The 14,802-nt window shown below is 53.1% G+C and carries 14 protein-coding genes; 5 read left to right on the forward strand and 9 right to left on the reverse strand.

Annotation, left to right across the window (positions count from 1 at the left end):
* The first annotated feature begins 193 nt into the window (after nt 1-193).
* A complete protein-coding gene (locus CLV80_RS15745) occupies nt 194-1,843 on the forward strand; it encodes an electron transfer flavoprotein-ubiquinone oxidoreductase (RefSeq protein WP_106358901.1) in 1,650 nt (549 codons plus the stop codon).
* A 142-nt stretch (nt 1,844-1,985) separates the two neighbouring features.
* Here CLV80_RS15745 and CLV80_RS15750 read toward each other — a convergent pair whose 3' ends face one another.
* Together CLV80_RS15750 and CLV80_RS15755 are read right to left on the reverse strand one after the other, a co-directional pair.
* Nucleotides 1,986-2,327, reverse strand: a complete 342-nt coding sequence (locus tag CLV80_RS15750; protein ID WP_106358902.1) for a hypothetical protein — start codon at nt 2,325-2,327, stop codon at nt 1,986-1,988.
* A 280-nt stretch (nt 2,328-2,607) separates the two neighbouring features.
* Complete coding sequence (locus CLV80_RS15755) at nt 2,608-4,269, reverse strand: mucoidy inhibitor MuiA family protein (protein WP_106358903.1); 1,662 nt, start codon at nt 4,267-4,269, stop codon at nt 2,608-2,610.
* Nucleotides 4,270-4,426: 157 nt separating this feature from the next.
* Between CLV80_RS15755 and CLV80_RS15760 the strand changes: the two genes are divergently transcribed.
* Complete coding sequence (locus tag CLV80_RS15760; RefSeq protein ID WP_243394599.1) at nt 4,427-5,311, forward strand: DMT family transporter; 885 nt, start codon at nt 4,427-4,429, stop codon at nt 5,309-5,311.
* Here CLV80_RS15760 and CLV80_RS15765 read toward each other — a convergent pair.
* The 3 genes from CLV80_RS15765 to CLV80_RS15775 all read right to left on the reverse strand — a co-directional run bounded on the left by CLV80_RS15765 (nt 5,308) and on the right by CLV80_RS15775 (nt 8,137).
* Nucleotides 5,308-6,201, reverse strand: coding sequence for a DMT family transporter (locus CLV80_RS15765; protein ID WP_207766603.1), 894 nt, complete (start codon nt 6,199-6,201; stop codon nt 5,308-5,310). The two genes, CLV80_RS15760 and CLV80_RS15765, sit on opposite strands and share 4 nt — an antisense overlap.
* A gap of 77 nt (nt 6,202-6,278) precedes the next feature.
* Nucleotides 6,279-7,301, reverse strand: coding sequence for an aspartate-semialdehyde dehydrogenase (locus tag CLV80_RS15770; protein ID WP_106358904.1), 1,023 nt, complete (start codon nt 7,299-7,301; stop codon nt 6,279-6,281).
* Nucleotides 7,302-7,678: 377 nt separating this feature from the next.
* Nucleotides 7,679-8,137, reverse strand: coding sequence for an Lrp/AsnC family transcriptional regulator (locus CLV80_RS15775; protein ID WP_106358905.1), 459 nt, complete (start codon nt 8,135-8,137; stop codon nt 7,679-7,681).
* Between the two features lie 130 nt (nt 8,138-8,267).
* Here CLV80_RS15775 and ald point away from each other — a divergent pair, with 130 nt between their 5' ends.
* Nucleotides 8,268-9,386: an alanine dehydrogenase gene (gene ald / locus CLV80_RS15780; RefSeq protein ID WP_106358906.1), complete on the forward strand. Its 1,119-nt coding sequence runs from the start codon at nt 8,268-8,270 to the stop codon at nt 9,384-9,386.
* A gap of 47 nt (nt 9,387-9,433) precedes the next feature.
* Here the strand turns inward: ald and mscL are convergent, their stop codons facing one another.
* Nucleotides 9,434-9,862 carry a large conductance mechanosensitive channel protein MscL gene (gene mscL / locus CLV80_RS15785; protein WP_106358907.1) on the reverse strand — a complete coding sequence of 143 codons (429 nt, stop codon included), beginning with the start codon at nt 9,860-9,862 and terminating at the stop codon, nt 9,434-9,436.
* 151 nt (nt 9,863-10,013) lie between these two features.
* Here mscL and CLV80_RS15790 point away from each other — a divergent pair, with 151 nt between their 5' ends.
* Complete coding sequence (locus tag CLV80_RS15790) at nt 10,014-10,718, forward strand: glutathione S-transferase family protein (RefSeq protein ID WP_106358908.1); 705 nt, start codon at nt 10,014-10,016, stop codon at nt 10,716-10,718.
* Here the strand turns inward: CLV80_RS15790 and CLV80_RS15795 are convergent.
* On the reverse strand, nt 10,710-11,162 hold the full coding sequence (locus CLV80_RS15795; protein WP_106358909.1) for a YtoQ family protein: 453 nt from the start codon (nt 11,160-11,162) through the stop codon (nt 10,710-10,712). The two genes, CLV80_RS15790 and CLV80_RS15795, sit on opposite strands and share 9 nt — an antisense overlap.
* A 43-nt stretch (nt 11,163-11,205) precedes the next feature.
* Nucleotides 11,206-13,602 (reverse strand): phenylalanine--tRNA ligase subunit beta, encoded by a 2,397-nt coding sequence (pheT, locus tag CLV80_RS15800; RefSeq protein WP_106358910.1) that lies wholly within the window; start codon nt 13,600-13,602, stop codon nt 11,206-11,208.
* Nucleotides 13,603-13,762: 160 nt separating this feature from the next.
* Between pheT and CLV80_RS15805 the strand changes: the two genes are divergently transcribed.
* On the forward strand, nt 13,763-14,026 hold the full coding sequence (locus tag CLV80_RS15805) for a hypothetical protein (protein ID WP_106358911.1): 264 nt from the start codon (nt 13,763-13,765) through the stop codon (nt 14,024-14,026).
* Here CLV80_RS15805 and CLV80_RS15810 read toward each other — a convergent pair.
* A complete protein-coding gene (locus CLV80_RS15810) occupies nt 14,023-14,451 on the reverse strand; it encodes an ASCH domain-containing protein (RefSeq protein WP_106358995.1) in 429 nt (142 codons plus the stop codon). The two genes, CLV80_RS15805 and CLV80_RS15810, sit on opposite strands and share 4 nt — an antisense overlap.
* Nucleotides 14,452-14,802: the final 351 nt, after the last annotated feature.

Genomic DNA, 14,802 nt, shown 5'->3' on the forward strand with positions numbered 1-14,802 from the left:
CGGGGGTAAAAAGTGTCAATCGAACGTTCATAGCCTAAGTGGGGTGATCAAAGTCAAGCCTTATGCCGCGATCACGTGTCGCGGCATCTGCTTTTGACGTTGTGTCTTGATTGCCCCACAATCACGCATCAGGTAACCCTTGCTGCAACCGATTAAAAGGGGGCAGCAGTCCCAACAAGTGAAGGATTTGTCGATGGCCGAGATTGAACGCGAAGCGATGGAATATGACGTAGTAATCGTTGGCGCAGGGCCTGCTGGCCTATCAGCGGCGATCCGCCTGAAGCAACTTGATGCTGATCTGAACGTCGTTGTTCTAGAAAAAGGGTCCGAAGTTGGCGCGCACATTCTTTCTGGCGCGGTGCTTGATCCATGTGGTCTGGACAAACTGATCCCTGATTGGAAAGAAAAAGGCGCGCCCCTGAACGTGCCCGTCGAGAAAGACAATTTCTACATGCTTGGCGAAGCAGGCCAAATTCGCGTGCCGAACTTTGCTATGCCACCGCTGATGAACAATCACGGCAACTACATCGTGTCGATGGGCAACGTCTGCCGTTGGATGGCCGAACGAGCCGAAGAGCTAGGCGTCGAAATCTTCCCCGGCATGGCGTGCTCTGAATTGGTTTACGGTGACAACGGCGAAGTCAAAGGCGTCGTAGCTGGCGAATTCGGCAAAAGCGCAGATGGTAGCCAAGGTCCATCATACGAGCCCGGCATGGAGCTGCACGGTAAATACGTGTTCCTGTCCGAGGGCGTGCGCGGATCACTATCCAAAGAAGTCATCGAGAAATTCGCGCTAGGCGCTGGTCACGACGTTCAGAAATACGGCGTTGGCATGAAAGAGATCTGGGAAATCGACCCGGCCAAGCACAAAGAAGGCACAGTCACCCACACGATGGGATGGCCTTTGGGCGGCAACGCAGGTGGCGGATCATTCATCTACCACCTTGAAAACAATCAAGTGTACGTCGGCTTTGTTGTCCACCTGAACTACAAGAACCCGCATCTGTTCCCTTACATGGAATTCCAGCGATTTAAGCATCACCCAATGGTCGCCGACCTGCTTAAGGGTGGTAAGCGCATCGCTTACGGCGCCCGCGCAATTACCGAAGGCGGCTATCAGTCGATGCCAAAGCTGACATTCCCCGGCGGCGCGCTACTAGGTTGTTCCGCGGGCATGGTCAACGTCCCACGCATCAAAGGCAACCATAACGCAATGCTATCAGGCATCGCGGCTGCCGAAGCAGCGGTTGAAGCATTCAAAGAAGGTCATCAAAGCGACGAACTCACCGATTACGAAACCACCGTACGCGATGGCGAAATCGGCGATGACCTGAAAAAAGTCCGGAATGTTAAACCGCTTTGGTCAAAATACGGTCTACTCGCTTCGCTTGCGATTGGCGGCATGGACATGTGGACCAACACATTCGGGTTCTCACTGCTTGGCACTCTCAAGCACGGCAAATCCGACGCGGACGCCACCGAAGAGGCCAGCAAGCACAAGGTCATCGACTACCCCAAACCCGATGGCACGCTGTCATTTGACCGGCTTACAAACGTGGCATTCAGCTTTACCAACCACGAGGAAAGCCAACCTGCCCACCTACACCTCAAAGACCCGTCGGTGCCGGTTAACATCAACCTGCCCAAATACGCTGGCCCCGCCGCACGTTACTGCCCAGCTGGCGTCTATGAGTATGTAGAGGAAGAAGGCAAAGACACCCGCTTTGTCATCAACTTCCAAAACTGCGTCCACTGCAAAACCTGCGACATCAAGGACCCAAGCCAGAATATCACATGGACAGTCCCACAAGGCGGCGATGGGCCGAACTATCCGAATATGTAAAACAAAAAGGGCCCCACTTGGGGCCCTTTTTGTTGAACGGCTCTGCACACTGTTTCGACTTCATGTGTCAAGATTCGAAACTACAACTAATCTAAATTCGCAGCTCTATTTCTGGCAAACAGCTGGTGGCATTCAACCTTATTTACCGTTCAGTACTTCGGAACCTGAACTCCAAAATAAGCGCGACGAGAAAGAGCGGAGCGGCAAGAAACACATAAGCGAAAATAGCAAATGCGTTGAAGCTCGACGCCATATCGGCAACCGCCCCCGAGAAACTCGAGCATCGCTTATAACCAATTCCGGGACGCCCAACGCAATCATTCCCAAAAATCAGAACAGAAATGTAGGCACCAAAGAACAGTAAACCGCCCGCGACCAAAATAAACTTACTCGCGAAAGACTTATTAGTTATCCCTATGACGACCGATAAAATAATAGAAAGCGGAACGCCAAAGTCGACAAGGTAGTCGCCGGTAATTTGCATCTAGGCCTTTCCATTGCCACGAATAGTATTGGTGCCAAGAGGACAGCGGACATCCTTTTACGTTTTTCAACGTCCCGGCTGATCTCCTCGCAAAATCTTACCCGCCGATGATGCTAAGGACGTCCACCTAATACCAAAAGTTTAATAAGAAATCGAGGTAACTTTGCGGCTAGCGTCCCTTCATTCATTTGCTAGACGCAACTTAGGTCATCCTCATGAGGTGCCACGTTAGACCAAACCAATCTAGCGTGGCACCCGTAGGGTGGATCTTGATCCACCCTTATTGAAGTACATACCCCGACGGCCATGTAAGCGTGTAATCTAATGTGATTTCTTGCTTCTCACCTGCTGGCACTGATAGGTCCCATTCCAGAATGCCGCGACGGCCATCCGGGTTGGTACGCGTCACAGCTGGGCTGGCAGTGACCTCGACCTCTAGGTCGTCTTGTTCGGAATATGGCACTGCATCACGCAGCAGCACGTCCCAGTCTTGGCCAGTCAGGTTTTCGACCGTAATCACAGCCTCTTCTTCCAGCTGATTGCTGCTGGAAAACACGCCGCGCTCGCCCTCTGACTTGTTTGGTGTCATCCGATTCAGCACAATGCCATCCAACGGACCAAATCCCATTTGGGTTTCAGAACCAGCTGCTATCATGGGCAAGTTAGAGAACCCAATCATTGTGCCATCAGCAAACATCAGGGTCTTACCCGGCAGCAACAATTCCTGCGTATCATTAGTAAACTCTGCGACGCGGTAGGCGATGTTGTCGCGACTAGGGACGGCTTCGGCCCAAACATCCGCATCAAGCGACAGAGTATCCAGTGGCAACCGCAAGTCATCCACGCCGTTACGGATATTGACGCGACCCGGATAAGTATAAGTAACCGCCGCGCCACTAAAGTCCGCCGTCGCTTGCACACTGGGGGCGGGCGTTAGCGGCGACGCCAATGAACCCATTATATCCGAAGCTTCCATCGAGATCCCGTCCTCCATCGTGCGCATCATCTTTTCGCGCTGAAGGTCGTCCTCTGATACAATTCTGCGCAACGGCGCCCAAACGCCGCTTGGGGCGATTTGTTCGCCCGGACGCGCCGTAGACAGTACCAGTTTAACGTCTGTCCAGTCTTGACCGGTGTGTTGAGCCACCACTACGGACCTATCTAAGTCAAGTGTCGGCGCATCCCCCGTCGTCAGCCGCATATCGTAAACAGGGGACCAATTGGCGAAGCCTTCTTGCGTGCTGACGTCAATCGTCACCTCGCCTGCCTCTGCCGTAACAACAGAGAAGGTCAAGACCGATCCATCTTGCTCTGGCGCCATGAGCGCGTCAAGCGCGCGCTGTGCCGCGTCTAGCGCTTCGACATCATCTTCACGGGCGCGTTCAGATGCCTGCGCCTCTTGCTCTGCTGCAAAGGCGGCCTTGCGGACCGCAAGCGTTTCCGCCCCGACCATTTGCGCAAGCGCCTGAATATCGGTGATGCTACTCGTGGTTAAGGTCTCGCCAGCACTGGCCTGTGATAGGCTCTGAAGGAACGCGATCTGTTCTTCGGCGGCCATGACTTGCAACCGAACTTCTGCAATCTCTGCGTCACGCTGACGTAGCACATCTTCTAAACGCGCAACCTCGTCCTTTGCAGCCAGAATTTCGGGCGATGTTTGATCCGGGGTCACTGGCAAACGGTCATGTGCAAGACTAACCGCGCCAAGCTGAACGCCCTGCGGGGCAGAAAGGCGTAAACTCTCGGTCGCAAGCTGTTCGGGAAGACCAGGCACGATGATTTCATGTTGGCCAGCAGGTAAATCCAACGTGACTTGGCGGGTCACCGTCGCCAGCCCCGGATAAATCGTGACTGTGTCGACGCTGGCGTCGCCAGTGAATGTATCGGCAAAGGCGGGAGCGCAGAGCGCAATAAGGCTTGTGGTCAGAAGTGGGCGAAACATATGAGTTCTCCTGCAAATTTCGCTTGATAGTTGTACACTGTATGACGCGCGTCACGGGGAAATCCTTGGTCGCAATCGAAAATTATTTTATAATGTTCAATTGACCATCAAACCAAAGCCGCTCACACATGGCCGACCCATTCTCAGCAGGATCAGTATGCAAGACCAACACACATTGGATCGGCAGGCCAATTTGGTTGGTAGCCTATGGATGATCGCTGCGATGGCGTGCTTTGCAATTGAAGACGTATTTGTCAAAGCAGCTGCAGTGACCCTACCTATTGGACAGCTATTGATTTTGTTTGGCACTGGGGGCGCGATTGTATTTGCCGCAGCGGCATTCCTAACGAAAACACCACTTCTTAGCGCTGATGTTGTTTCGCGCCCAATGCGGATCAGGGTCCTATTCGAGGTTATGGGCCGCCTATTCTATGCGCTGGCTATTGCACTTACCCCGCTGTCATCTGCGACAGTAATCTTACAAGCTACACCAATTGTCGTCGTCGCAAGCGCGGCGCTGATTTTTGGTGAAAAGGTCGGGCCACGCCGTTGGATCGCGATTGTTGTTGGGCTGATTGGCGTGCTTATCATTATCCAACCCGGCAGTGATAGCTTTTCTACGTTGTCAATTTTGGCAGTACTTGGGATGCTCGGCTTTGCAGGTCGCGATCTAGCAAGCCGCGCGGCGCCTAAGACGCTCGGGACTGCAGCGCTTGGGTTTTTTGGATTTCTTGCCGTCGTGGCCGCAGGCCTCATTTATTCGGTTTATGAAGGCGTATCATTCGCAACCATCACCCTTCCAACGGCTTTGCACCTCTGCGGCGCATCATTAGTCGGTGCGGCCGCCTATGCTGGTTTGATGAAAGCCATGCGCACAGGTGAAGTGTCTGCGGTGACCCCGTTCAGATATTCGCGACTGCTGTTTGGAGGCGCCTGCGGTGTCTTTATTTTCAAAGAAAGCGTCAGCACCAACATGTTGTTCGGCAGTGCGTTGATCGTGGCATCTGGCTTAATCATTATGTGGCGCAGCAAACCCCGCTAATGACGTTGAAGGTGCGACTGCAGCGCTAGACACACACCCGCAAGGATGATCATTGCAATACCGATCATCGATATACCGTCAGGTAGGTCACCAAAGACCAGCCAACCCAACAATGCCGCCCAAACCAAATGCAGGTAATTCACAGGCGCGATGAGTGACGCTGGCGCATGACGGTACGCAACCGCAAACAGAAAATGTCCAGAAGTCGCAAACACGCCAAGCAAAACCATCGCGCCAAAGTCGGGCAAGCTTGGCAATGGGTCGTTCAGCGTTGGCAGCGCCAAAACCGAAAAGAAAATGGCCCCCACCAAAGTGACATGAAAGATCAATGCGATGCTTGTTTCTGTCCGCGACAACACACGCGTCAACAAATGATAGGCCGTAGCGCAGGCCGCATTCAATAACGCCCACAGCACCCCGACCGGATCAAGCCCTCCACCGGGTCGCATAATCAACAGCACGCCGCAAAAGCCAAGAATCGCAAAGAACCAACCTACCGGCGTGACCTTTTCGCCCAACAACGGCACTGCAATCGCCATTACCGCGAACGGAGAAACGTACATGATGGCGATGGTTTCACCGACTGGCATCAGCCGCAACGCCAACCCCATCGTCAAAGACGCCAAAGCCAGCGTGCATCCTCTTAACAGCACCAACCCCGTACGCTCAGTTTTCCAAAGCCTGGATCGCATGCGCGGCCAAACAAAGACCGCGAGCAAAATAAGGCTCGCCAAATACCGCACAGCGACAATCATCGGAATTGGATAGCGGGCAGTCAGCCCTTTGGTCAGGACATCACCCAGCGCAAAAAACAGCACTGCCAGCGTAACAAGCGCGACCCCGACCAACGGGCGTGCATCAGGTTCGGTACGGGTCAAAACAGTCACCATAATCAGTAATCCCGCTATTTAGACACGAAAAAGGGCGCCGAAGACGCCCTTTTCGTTATCAATACTAAACCGGGTTGTTACCCCTTTTTCAAGCACTCACGACCCAGCACTTCGGCAATCTGTACTGCATTCAGTGCGGCACCTTTGCGCAGATTGTCTGACACGCACCACAGGTTCAAACCGTTGTCGATTGTGCTGTCTTGGCGGATACGGCTAATGAACGTCGCGAAATCACCGACACATTCGACCGGTGTGACATAACCACCATCTTCGCGCTTATCGATCACCATGATCCCCGGTGCCTCGCGCAAGATTTCGCGTGCCTCGTCTTCATCAAGGTGATCTTCGAATTCGATGTTGATCGCTTCTGAATGGCCAACAAATACGGGCACACGTACGCAAGTCGCGGTGACCTTAATGTTCTTGTCGACGATCTTTTTCGTTTCTGCGACCATCTTCCACTCTTCTTTGGTGGAACCGTCTTCCATGAACACATCAATGTGCGGAATGACGTTGAACGCGATTTGTTTGGTGAACTGGCGTGGTGGTTTGTTGTCAGTCGGATTGTAGATCGATTTGGTTTGATCCCAAAGTTCGTCAGCGCCGCCCTTACCAGCGCCAGATACGGACTGATATGTGCTAACCACAACGCGCTTGATCGTTGCGCGGTCGTGCAGCGGCTTTAGCGCGACAACCATTTGTGCGGTTGAACAGTTCGGGTTCGCGATGATGTTTTTCTTTGAATAGCCGTGGATCGCTTCGGCATTCACTTCGGGAACAATCAGTGGAACATCTGGGTCATAGCGGTAAAGCGAAGAGTTATCGATAACGACACAACCAGCCGCGGCTGCCTTTGGCGCGTATTTCTTTGTTGCGTCAGAACCGACAGCAAACAGGGCCATATCCCAACCCGTAAAATCAAAGGTGTCGAGATCCTTAGTCTTCAGGGTCTTTTCACCAAAGCTGACGTCGCTACCCAGCGATTTACGGCTGGCAAGAACGGCCAGTTCATCGATTGGGAATTCCCGTTCATCAAGGATGTTCAGCATTTCGCGGCCCACGTTTCCGGTGGCACCGACGACGACGATTCTATAACCCATTTGGCTGGCTCCTTCGTTATATCAAAGGCCTATTAACGCGCTACGCCGTTAAGGGAAAGGGGCACCCCACAGTCCGCGAATTTAATCCCTACCCGTCGAAGCGATCTACAACCGTTTCGACCTGAAACCGGCCAATGACGTTTTCTAAACACCGCCTAACCCAGAGCTATACCTTTGCACCGATACTGATACCTCAGAATACATAACAAATATGAAATATTTAGATAAGGTCGATCAAGGCGACAGATAGATGTTCATTCATTCGTATGGGGGCGTAGAAAATTGATCGGCGGTGATACACAATCAACGAACGGCCACTGCGCACAGATCGCGATGGCACGATACACATACCCACAGCGATTAGGGGTAACCAATGCCTAAACTGGTAAAGCTGTTGTATTGCGTACGGTTCGCAACGCGAACGATGACTGCATTTGCGCGACGCCCGGCAACCGTGCAAGGTACCGGCGGTGAATACGTGCAAAATCCTCGGTGTCGTTTGCGACAACCTTTAGCAAGTAGTCGGCGGTGCCAGCCATCAAATGACATTCAAGAACATCAGGCACCAATGCAACGGCACGCTCGAACGCATCCAACACTTCATCCGCTTGTGCGCTTAAGGTTATCTCAACGAACACAGTTGTTGGCAGCCCGACCTTACGCGGGTTCAAAAGCGCCACATAGTCGCGAATATAGCCTTCTTTTTCCATTCGCTGCACACGGCGATGGCATGCCGAAGGTGACAGGTTCGCAACCTCAGAAAGTTCCGCGTTGGATACGCGCCCAGTCTTCTGCAAAACCTGCAAGATTCGCCGATCAATCGTGTCTAGATCCATTCCACGCACAATCATTCTATTAAAGACCAAACATACGCACAATTTTACGGCCGACACCACCACAGACAATCAAAATACCCAGAAAAATGCGTCAAAATGCACTTAGGGTTGTAATTAGTAGGAGACGTACATGCATATTGGCTGCCCCAAAGAAATAAAACCGCAGGAATTTCGCGTCGGCATTACCCCGAATGCAGCACGAGAGGCGATCGCCCACGGGCATTCCGTGACTGTCGAAACTGGCGCGGGAGTAGGCGCAGGGTTCGCAGATCAAGCGTATATTGACGCAGGTGCCGCGATTGTCGGCACCCCTGCTGAGGTCTATGGCAACGCTGAAATGATTGTGAAGGTAAAAGAACCCCTATCACCAGAGCGAAAAATGCTACGCGAAGGGCAGCTTCTTTTTGCGTATCTGCACCTTGCAGCGGATCTCGGACAGACTGACGATCTGCTGGACTCTGGCGCCACATGTATCGCCTACGAGACAGTAACAGATGATGCAGGGGGGTTACCCCTGCTCGCGCCGATGTCCGAAGTCGCAGGTCGGCTTGCACCGCAAATGGGGGCATGGACACTTCAAAAGGCAAACGGCGGTCGCGGCGTTCTTATGGGCGGGGTCCCCGGTGTTAGCCCTGCAAATGTTGCGGTTCTTGGTGGGGGTGTTGTCGGAACACAGGCGGCCAAAATAGCTGCTGGTATGGGCGCGGATGTGACTGTCGTAGACCGCTCGCTTACTCGACTTCGCTACTTAGACGAAATGTATGGTGGACGTTTTAAAACCAATTTCGCAAGCGCGGGCAACGTTATTGATCTCGCAAGAGAAGCCGATCTCATTATCGGTGCAGTGCTCATTCATGGTGCTGCGGCACCCAGATTGTTAAGCCGCGCGCAACTGTCTGAACTTAAACCCGGTGCAGCGCTTGTCGATGTCGCTATTGATCAAGGCGGATGTTTCGAAACATCACGCGTTACGACCCACGAAAACCCGATCTACAGTGTGGATGGAATTATGCATTATTGCGTCGCCAATATGCCGGGCGCCGTTGCGCGCACATCGACCATCGCGTTGGGAAATGCCACGATGCCTTATATGCTCGCCTTGGCGGACAAAGGTTGGAAACAGGCCTGTAAAGACGACGAACATCTTTTGCGCGGCTTAAATATTCACGCAGGCAAAGTAACTTATGCCGCAGTCGGCAAGGCGCTAGATCTTGACGTACTACCGCCAATTTTAGCGCTTAAGATATAAAAAAGGCCCGTCGCAATGACGGGCCCTCATGCTTAACAACGTTAAGCTTATTTCTTCAGTGCAACCAAGATTTCAGCCAGAAGCTCTTCTTGTGTTGGACCTTTTGGTGCTTCAGGTGCTGCTTCTTCTTCCTTTGCAGCGGCATCTTTTGCACGGTTCACCATCTTAACCAGCATGAACACAACAAACGCGATGATCAAAAAGTTGATGACTGCCATGATGAAAGAACCATAAGCAAAAATAGACGCACCCGCTTCGCGCGCGGCTTCCAAAGATGCACCGGCTGGCACTTCACCGGCAAGAACAGCGTATTTATTTGTAAAGTCGACACCACCAGACACAAGGCCGATGATTGGGTTGATCAGGTCACCAACAAGCGATGTCACGATCGCTGTGAAGGCGGCACCAATGATGATACCAACGGCCATGTCCATGACATTGCCTTTGGCGATAAAGTCTTTGAATTCGTTGATCATGTGTTGTCCCACTTCCTTTTTGGCGCGCTGATCCTACGCCAGCTGCGCATGTGCGCACATATTTACGCAGTTTTACGAACAAAATCATGGGTTTTATTTCCATGCGTTCCCCCTACTTGAAAACAACGAAGCCACACAAAGGATTCAACTGATGATTGATGCTACAAATTTTCCGATTACCGAACGTTGGCCAGCCCAAGATAAATCGGTCATTCAACTTTACTCTTACCCCACTCCAAACGGGGTCAAAATTTCTATCGCGCTCGAAGAAATGAACCTGCCTTACGAGGCGCATTTGGTGACCCTTAACGACGACGATGTGAAAAGCCCGGCGTTCCTGTCGCTTAACCCAAACAACAAGATTCCAGCCATTGTTGACCCCAACGGACCCGATGGCCCGATTGGCATTTTCGAAAGTGGTGCTATTCTACTTTATCTTGCTGAAAAAACTGGGAAATTCATCGGCACGACAGCAACTGACAAGGCACGCGTGACCCAGTGGCTGATGTTTCAAATGGGCGGTCTCGGGCCGATGCTGGGGCAGATGGGTTTCTTTTATAAGTTCGCGGGTTCCCAGATCGAAGATCCACGCCCGCGCGAACGCTATCGTGATGAGGCAATCCGCCTTTTGAGCGTGCTTGAAAAACAGCTAGATGGGCAAGACTGGGTCGCGGGTGATTACTCTATCGCGGACATGGCAATCGCCCCTTGGGTCAACGCGTTAGAGTTCTATGGAACCAAGGACGAAGTCGGCTATCATGACCTGAAAAACGTGCCTGCATATGTTGAGCGGTTTTTTGCACGCCCAGCCGTTCAAAAGGCCAAAACCATTCCTGACCCGACTGGATCAGCTTGATAAGGGCAGCTGTCCGCTAAGCACGTAGCGCAAGATATCAACGACCTGCGCCGGCTCTTGCACAACAGCAAGGGCCGCTGCATCCACCTCTTTCAGGGCGTGCTGGTGGTCATCGCCATGCATCACGATCAGTGACTTGCCAAGCGCAGCGGCGTATCCCGCATCAAAGGCTGCATTCCACTGTTTATATTTGTCACCGAACCGAACGACGACGATATCAGCAGTCTCAATCGCGTGACGGGTGCGGATCGCGTTTAGCTTCGCACCTTTGTTGTCATGCCAAAATTTGTCCGGCTCTGCGCCCATAATCGCGACACCGCAATCATCAGACGCTGCGTGATCAGTCACCGGAGCAGAAAAGCTAACGTCCAGATCACCAGCCGCTGCCGTGATTTGGTCACGCCAGTCAGTGTGGATTTCACCTGACAAATACACCTTTAGCATTTTCTGCTCCTTTAGTTGCTTCACACCAAACGCCAACACGGGATTACCCGCGCAGCGTTCCGCCTGTGGCCTTAGCGACTTTATCAACGATCTTCGCGCTGACCGCTTCGATATCTGCATCCTTGAGAGTTTTATCTTTGGGTTGCAGGCGAACTGTTACGGCAAGGGATTTCTTGCCTTCCCCCAGCGAACCACCAATGAATTCATCAAAGACACGCACATCGGTGATCAACACTTTGTCTACACCGGCGGCGGCATTGACTAGCGTCAGCGCCTCGACATCGGCATCAACAACAAAAGCAAAGTCGCGCTCGACAGCTTGCAGGTCAGTCGCAGCAAGTGCTGGACGCGTTGAAGATTTGTTTTTCGGCGTCGGGATTTCATCCAACCAAACGGTAAAGCCAACCGCTGGCCCTTTGATATCCATGTCGCGCAGCACCTTTGGATGCAGTTCACCAAAGACGGCCAGAACCTTTTTCGGTCCAAGACAAACTTTGCCGTGACGGCCCGGATGCCACCATTCACGCGCACCACGTAGAATTTGTACCTTCGCAGGTGCACCGATTGCCGCCAGCACGGTCTCTACGTCTGCTTTGGCATCATAGACATCAACCGGACGGGACGTGCCGTGCACATCCTTGGGGCCAGTGCGACCAATCAAAACACCAGAAACGAGGTTATGCTGTTCGCCCGGTTCACCGCCGTGAAAGGCTGCACCGACTTCGAACAATGCCATATCCATGAAACCACGCGCCTGATTGCGGGCAGCAGCACGCAACAGACCGGGCAACAACGCTGGACGCATATGCGACATTTCCGAACTGATCGGGTTCTCGAGCATCGTCGCATCATCACCACCGCCAAACAGCGTCGCGGCCTCGCGGTCGATAAAGCTGTAGGTAACGCATTCGTTGTAACCAAGTGCAGCGGCGGTCCGGCGCGCGTTTTTCTGACGGGTCTGGCCTTCGGTCAAAATTGGTTTTGGCACACCAGCATCCATACGTGGCAGCGGCTTACCTTCGAGCTTGGTCAGCGACGCAATACGCGCGACCTCTTCGACCAGATCAGCCTCGCCCTGAACATCAGGGCGCCATGACGGCACATGCGCCATGTTACCCTCGAGCCTAAAGCCAAGGGCGGTCAGTGTCTGACGCTGCGTGCTTTCGGGGATATCCATCCCGACCAAGCTGATCAGGCGCTTGGCGTCCAGCTTATAGGCGCGTGCGGTATCAGGAACCGCGCCGGCCTGAACGACCTCAGATGCCTCACCACCCGCGTGATCCACGATCATACGCACGGCATGCTCTAACCCTTCGGGTGTGAAGGCCGGATCAACACCGCGTTCAAAACGATACCGCGCGTCTGAATTGATCTTTAGTGCACGACCGGCGTAAGCGATCTGGATCGGATCCCAATAGGCGCTTTCAACGAACACGTTCACAGTATCTTCGGTGCATCCAGTGTCAGCGCCGCCCATGATGCCAGCGATGCTTTCAACGGTTTTGTCGTCAGAAATGACCATCTGGCCAGCCTGCAGTGTGTATTCTTTGTCATCTAGTGCAGTGATGGTTTCGCCACCCTTAGCACGATGAACACGCAGGTTACCCGCGACCTTGTCCGCATCGAACACGTGCAGCGGACGGTTTAGATCATATGTGAACCAGTTGGTCACATCGACAAGGAAACTGATCGGACGCAAACCAATCGCGCGCAGCTGCTGCTGCAGCCATTCCGGGCTTGGGCCGTTTTTTACACCTTTGATCAAGCGACCATAGAATACAGGACAGCCATCAAGCGTATCGTCATCAATTGATACGGTCATGTCAGACTTGAACGATGCCGCGACAGGATCAACGTCGCACGGCTTCAACTTGCCCAGACCACGTGCCGCCAAATCACGGGCAATACCACGCACGCCCAATGCATCGGGACGGTTCGGGGTAATCGCGATCTCGATCACGGGATCGACCTTAGACGGATCATTCGCAGCCAGCCAATCGGCAAAGTTTTCGCCAACCTCACCAGATGGCAGTTCAATGATGCCGTTATGTTCGTCGGACAGTTCCAGCTCTTTCTCAGAGGCCATCATACCAAAGCTATCAACGCCGCGGATGTTGCCAACCTTGATGGTGATATCCAGACCGGGAATGTAGGTGCCGGGTTTCGCCAGAACGACAGTTATACCTTCGCGCGCGTTCGGTGCGCCACAGACGATTTGTGTCTCGCCCTCGTTCGAGATCACCTTGCAAACCTTCAGCTTGTCAGCGTCAGGGTGCTTTTCGGCGTGAACGACTTTGGCGATGGTAAAATCGCGCAGCTTTGCGGCCGGGTCTTCGATACCTTCGACTTCAAGCCCAAGGTCGGTCAGCGCCTCCTCGATTTCCGCAACGGATGCGTCAGTTTCAAGGTGTTGTTTCAGCCAGGAGAGGGTGAATTTCATGGGTCCGGTCCTGCGGTTTAAATAGGTTGAACAGGGCTTAGCCTAAATGTGCGGCACACAAAAGCGATCACGCAAAAAATCGCTAGAAAAGGTAATCGAACAAGCGTAAATACCGCGCAGTTCGGACTGAAACTGTTCAGCCGTTCCGGGTTTACGAGAAATGTCTGGTATTAAGTATCTGCTCTTTGCCGCCGCGCTGTTTGTGGTTGGCCTGCTGTTGCATTCCAATAGCGATTCTTTGGTGTCTGGTCGGATGACCAACATGGCATCCGCCGTCCAAGTTTACTGCAACCAACATAGCCGCACCGTTGGTGGGGTCGAAATTGGCTGCAAAAACTTTGCTGACGTGCGCAAGATCGACATGCGGTCCGACAACCGACACCGATCTTTCGCAGGCGATCACATCGTGCAGATCAAGCGCTAAAGTTCACGCCCGGCTAGATCTTCGACCAATTCGAAGTGTTCGAACACGAGCATCATCTCGGGGTCGAAGTCACCGTTGCGTTTGAAATAGGCCTTGTGTGATTTACGCCACGCCAACAGCGTGTCGTCTTCGCCCTCGGCCAGCGCCATTTCTTCGGTCACGTCGCAATAGCGGACTTCCTCGACGCCAGTCGTACGGATCACCAGCGCAGGCGTGCCGTCCCAGTTGGCGGCAATATCGCAGCGGCCAACGACGGGCATTGAATCAGGGTCGCCTTCGAATTCAGAAAGCGCACCACAGGTCGCGCGTTTCTTGCCCTTGCGGACAAGCGCGATCAGATGCTGGCACAGCTCTGGTCCATCGCCAAACCGAAACGTCCCAGCGCCGGGGTATGTGTCTTGCAGGTCTTCAACGTCATTGGTCATGTGGTTTCCATTCAAAACATAGGGCAGTCCCCGGCCCTGGGTGGGGGTGAAGCCCCCTCCCGTGGGGAGGGTCGGGGGCTGCCCGGCGATACCGGGTGGCTGCTTGGATGATACATCATACCGATTTGAGAGTTTCCAAATAAGTAGCTCGTATCTTGAGCCTTGCTGCCGGACCAGAGGTAATCCATCCAACTCATTCATTCGATCTTGCATCCAGACCGCACGTTCAAGTCGGGCATTGGCATCTCTACGGGAGATTCCTGAGGCACTACCAAGTTTGTGGCGCATCAACACAATATCAAAGCATTCATGCATTTGCTTTTCTGCTTCATCCCGCGACAAGCCGGTAGA

It is taken from the genome of Yoonia maritima, from assembly GCF_003003285.1.
Classification (GTDB): domain Bacteria; phylum Pseudomonadota; class Alphaproteobacteria; order Rhodobacterales; family Rhodobacteraceae; genus Yoonia; species Yoonia maritima.

Bases quoted from the DNA above. Each gene is read 5' to 3' on its own strand.
- CLV80_RS15755 (WP_106358903.1), bottom strand. From the start codon at position 4,269: ATGTTTCGCCCACTTCTGACCACAAGCCTTATTGCGCTCTGCGCTCCC.
- CLV80_RS15760 (WP_243394599.1), top strand. From the start codon at position 4,427: ATGCAAGACCAACACACATTGGATCGGCAGGCCAATTTGGTTGGTAGC.
- CLV80_RS15745 (WP_106358901.1), top strand. From the start codon at position 194: ATGGCCGAGATTGAACGCGAAGCGATGGAATATGACGTAGTAATCGTT.
- CLV80_RS15775 (WP_106358905.1), bottom strand. From the start codon at position 8,137: ATGGATCTAGACACGATTGATCGGCGAATCTTGCAGGTTTTGCAGAAG.
- CLV80_RS15810 (WP_106358995.1), bottom strand. From the start codon at position 14,451: ATGACCAATGACGTTGAAGACCTGCAAGACACATACCCCGGCGCTGGG.
- mscL (WP_106358907.1), bottom strand. From the start codon at position 9,862: ATGATCAACGAATTCAAAGACTTTATCGCCAAAGGCAATGTCATGGAC.
- ald (WP_106358906.1), top strand. From the start codon at position 8,268: ATGCATATTGGCTGCCCCAAAGAAATAAAACCGCAGGAATTTCGCGTC.
- CLV80_RS15790 (WP_106358908.1), top strand. From the start codon at position 10,014: ATGATTGATGCTACAAATTTTCCGATTACCGAACGTTGGCCAGCCCAA.
- pheT (WP_106358910.1), bottom strand. From the start codon at position 13,602: ATGAAATTCACCCTCTCCTGGCTGAAACAACACCTTGAAACTGACGCA.
- CLV80_RS15795 (WP_106358909.1), bottom strand. From the start codon at position 11,162: ATGCTAAAGGTGTATTTGTCAGGTGAAATCCACACTGACTGGCGTGAC.
- CLV80_RS15750 (WP_106358902.1), bottom strand. From the start codon at position 2,327: ATGCAAATTACCGGCGACTACCTTGTCGACTTTGGCGTTCCGCTTTCT.
- CLV80_RS15770 (WP_106358904.1), bottom strand. From the start codon at position 7,301: ATGGGTTATAGAATCGTCGTCGTCGGTGCCACCGGAAACGTGGGCCGC.
- CLV80_RS15805 (WP_106358911.1), top strand. From the start codon at position 13,763: ATGTCTGGTATTAAGTATCTGCTCTTTGCCGCCGCGCTGTTTGTGGTT.
- CLV80_RS15765 (WP_207766603.1), bottom strand. From the start codon at position 6,201: ATGGTGACTGTTTTGACCCGTACCGAACCTGATGCACGCCCGTTGGTC.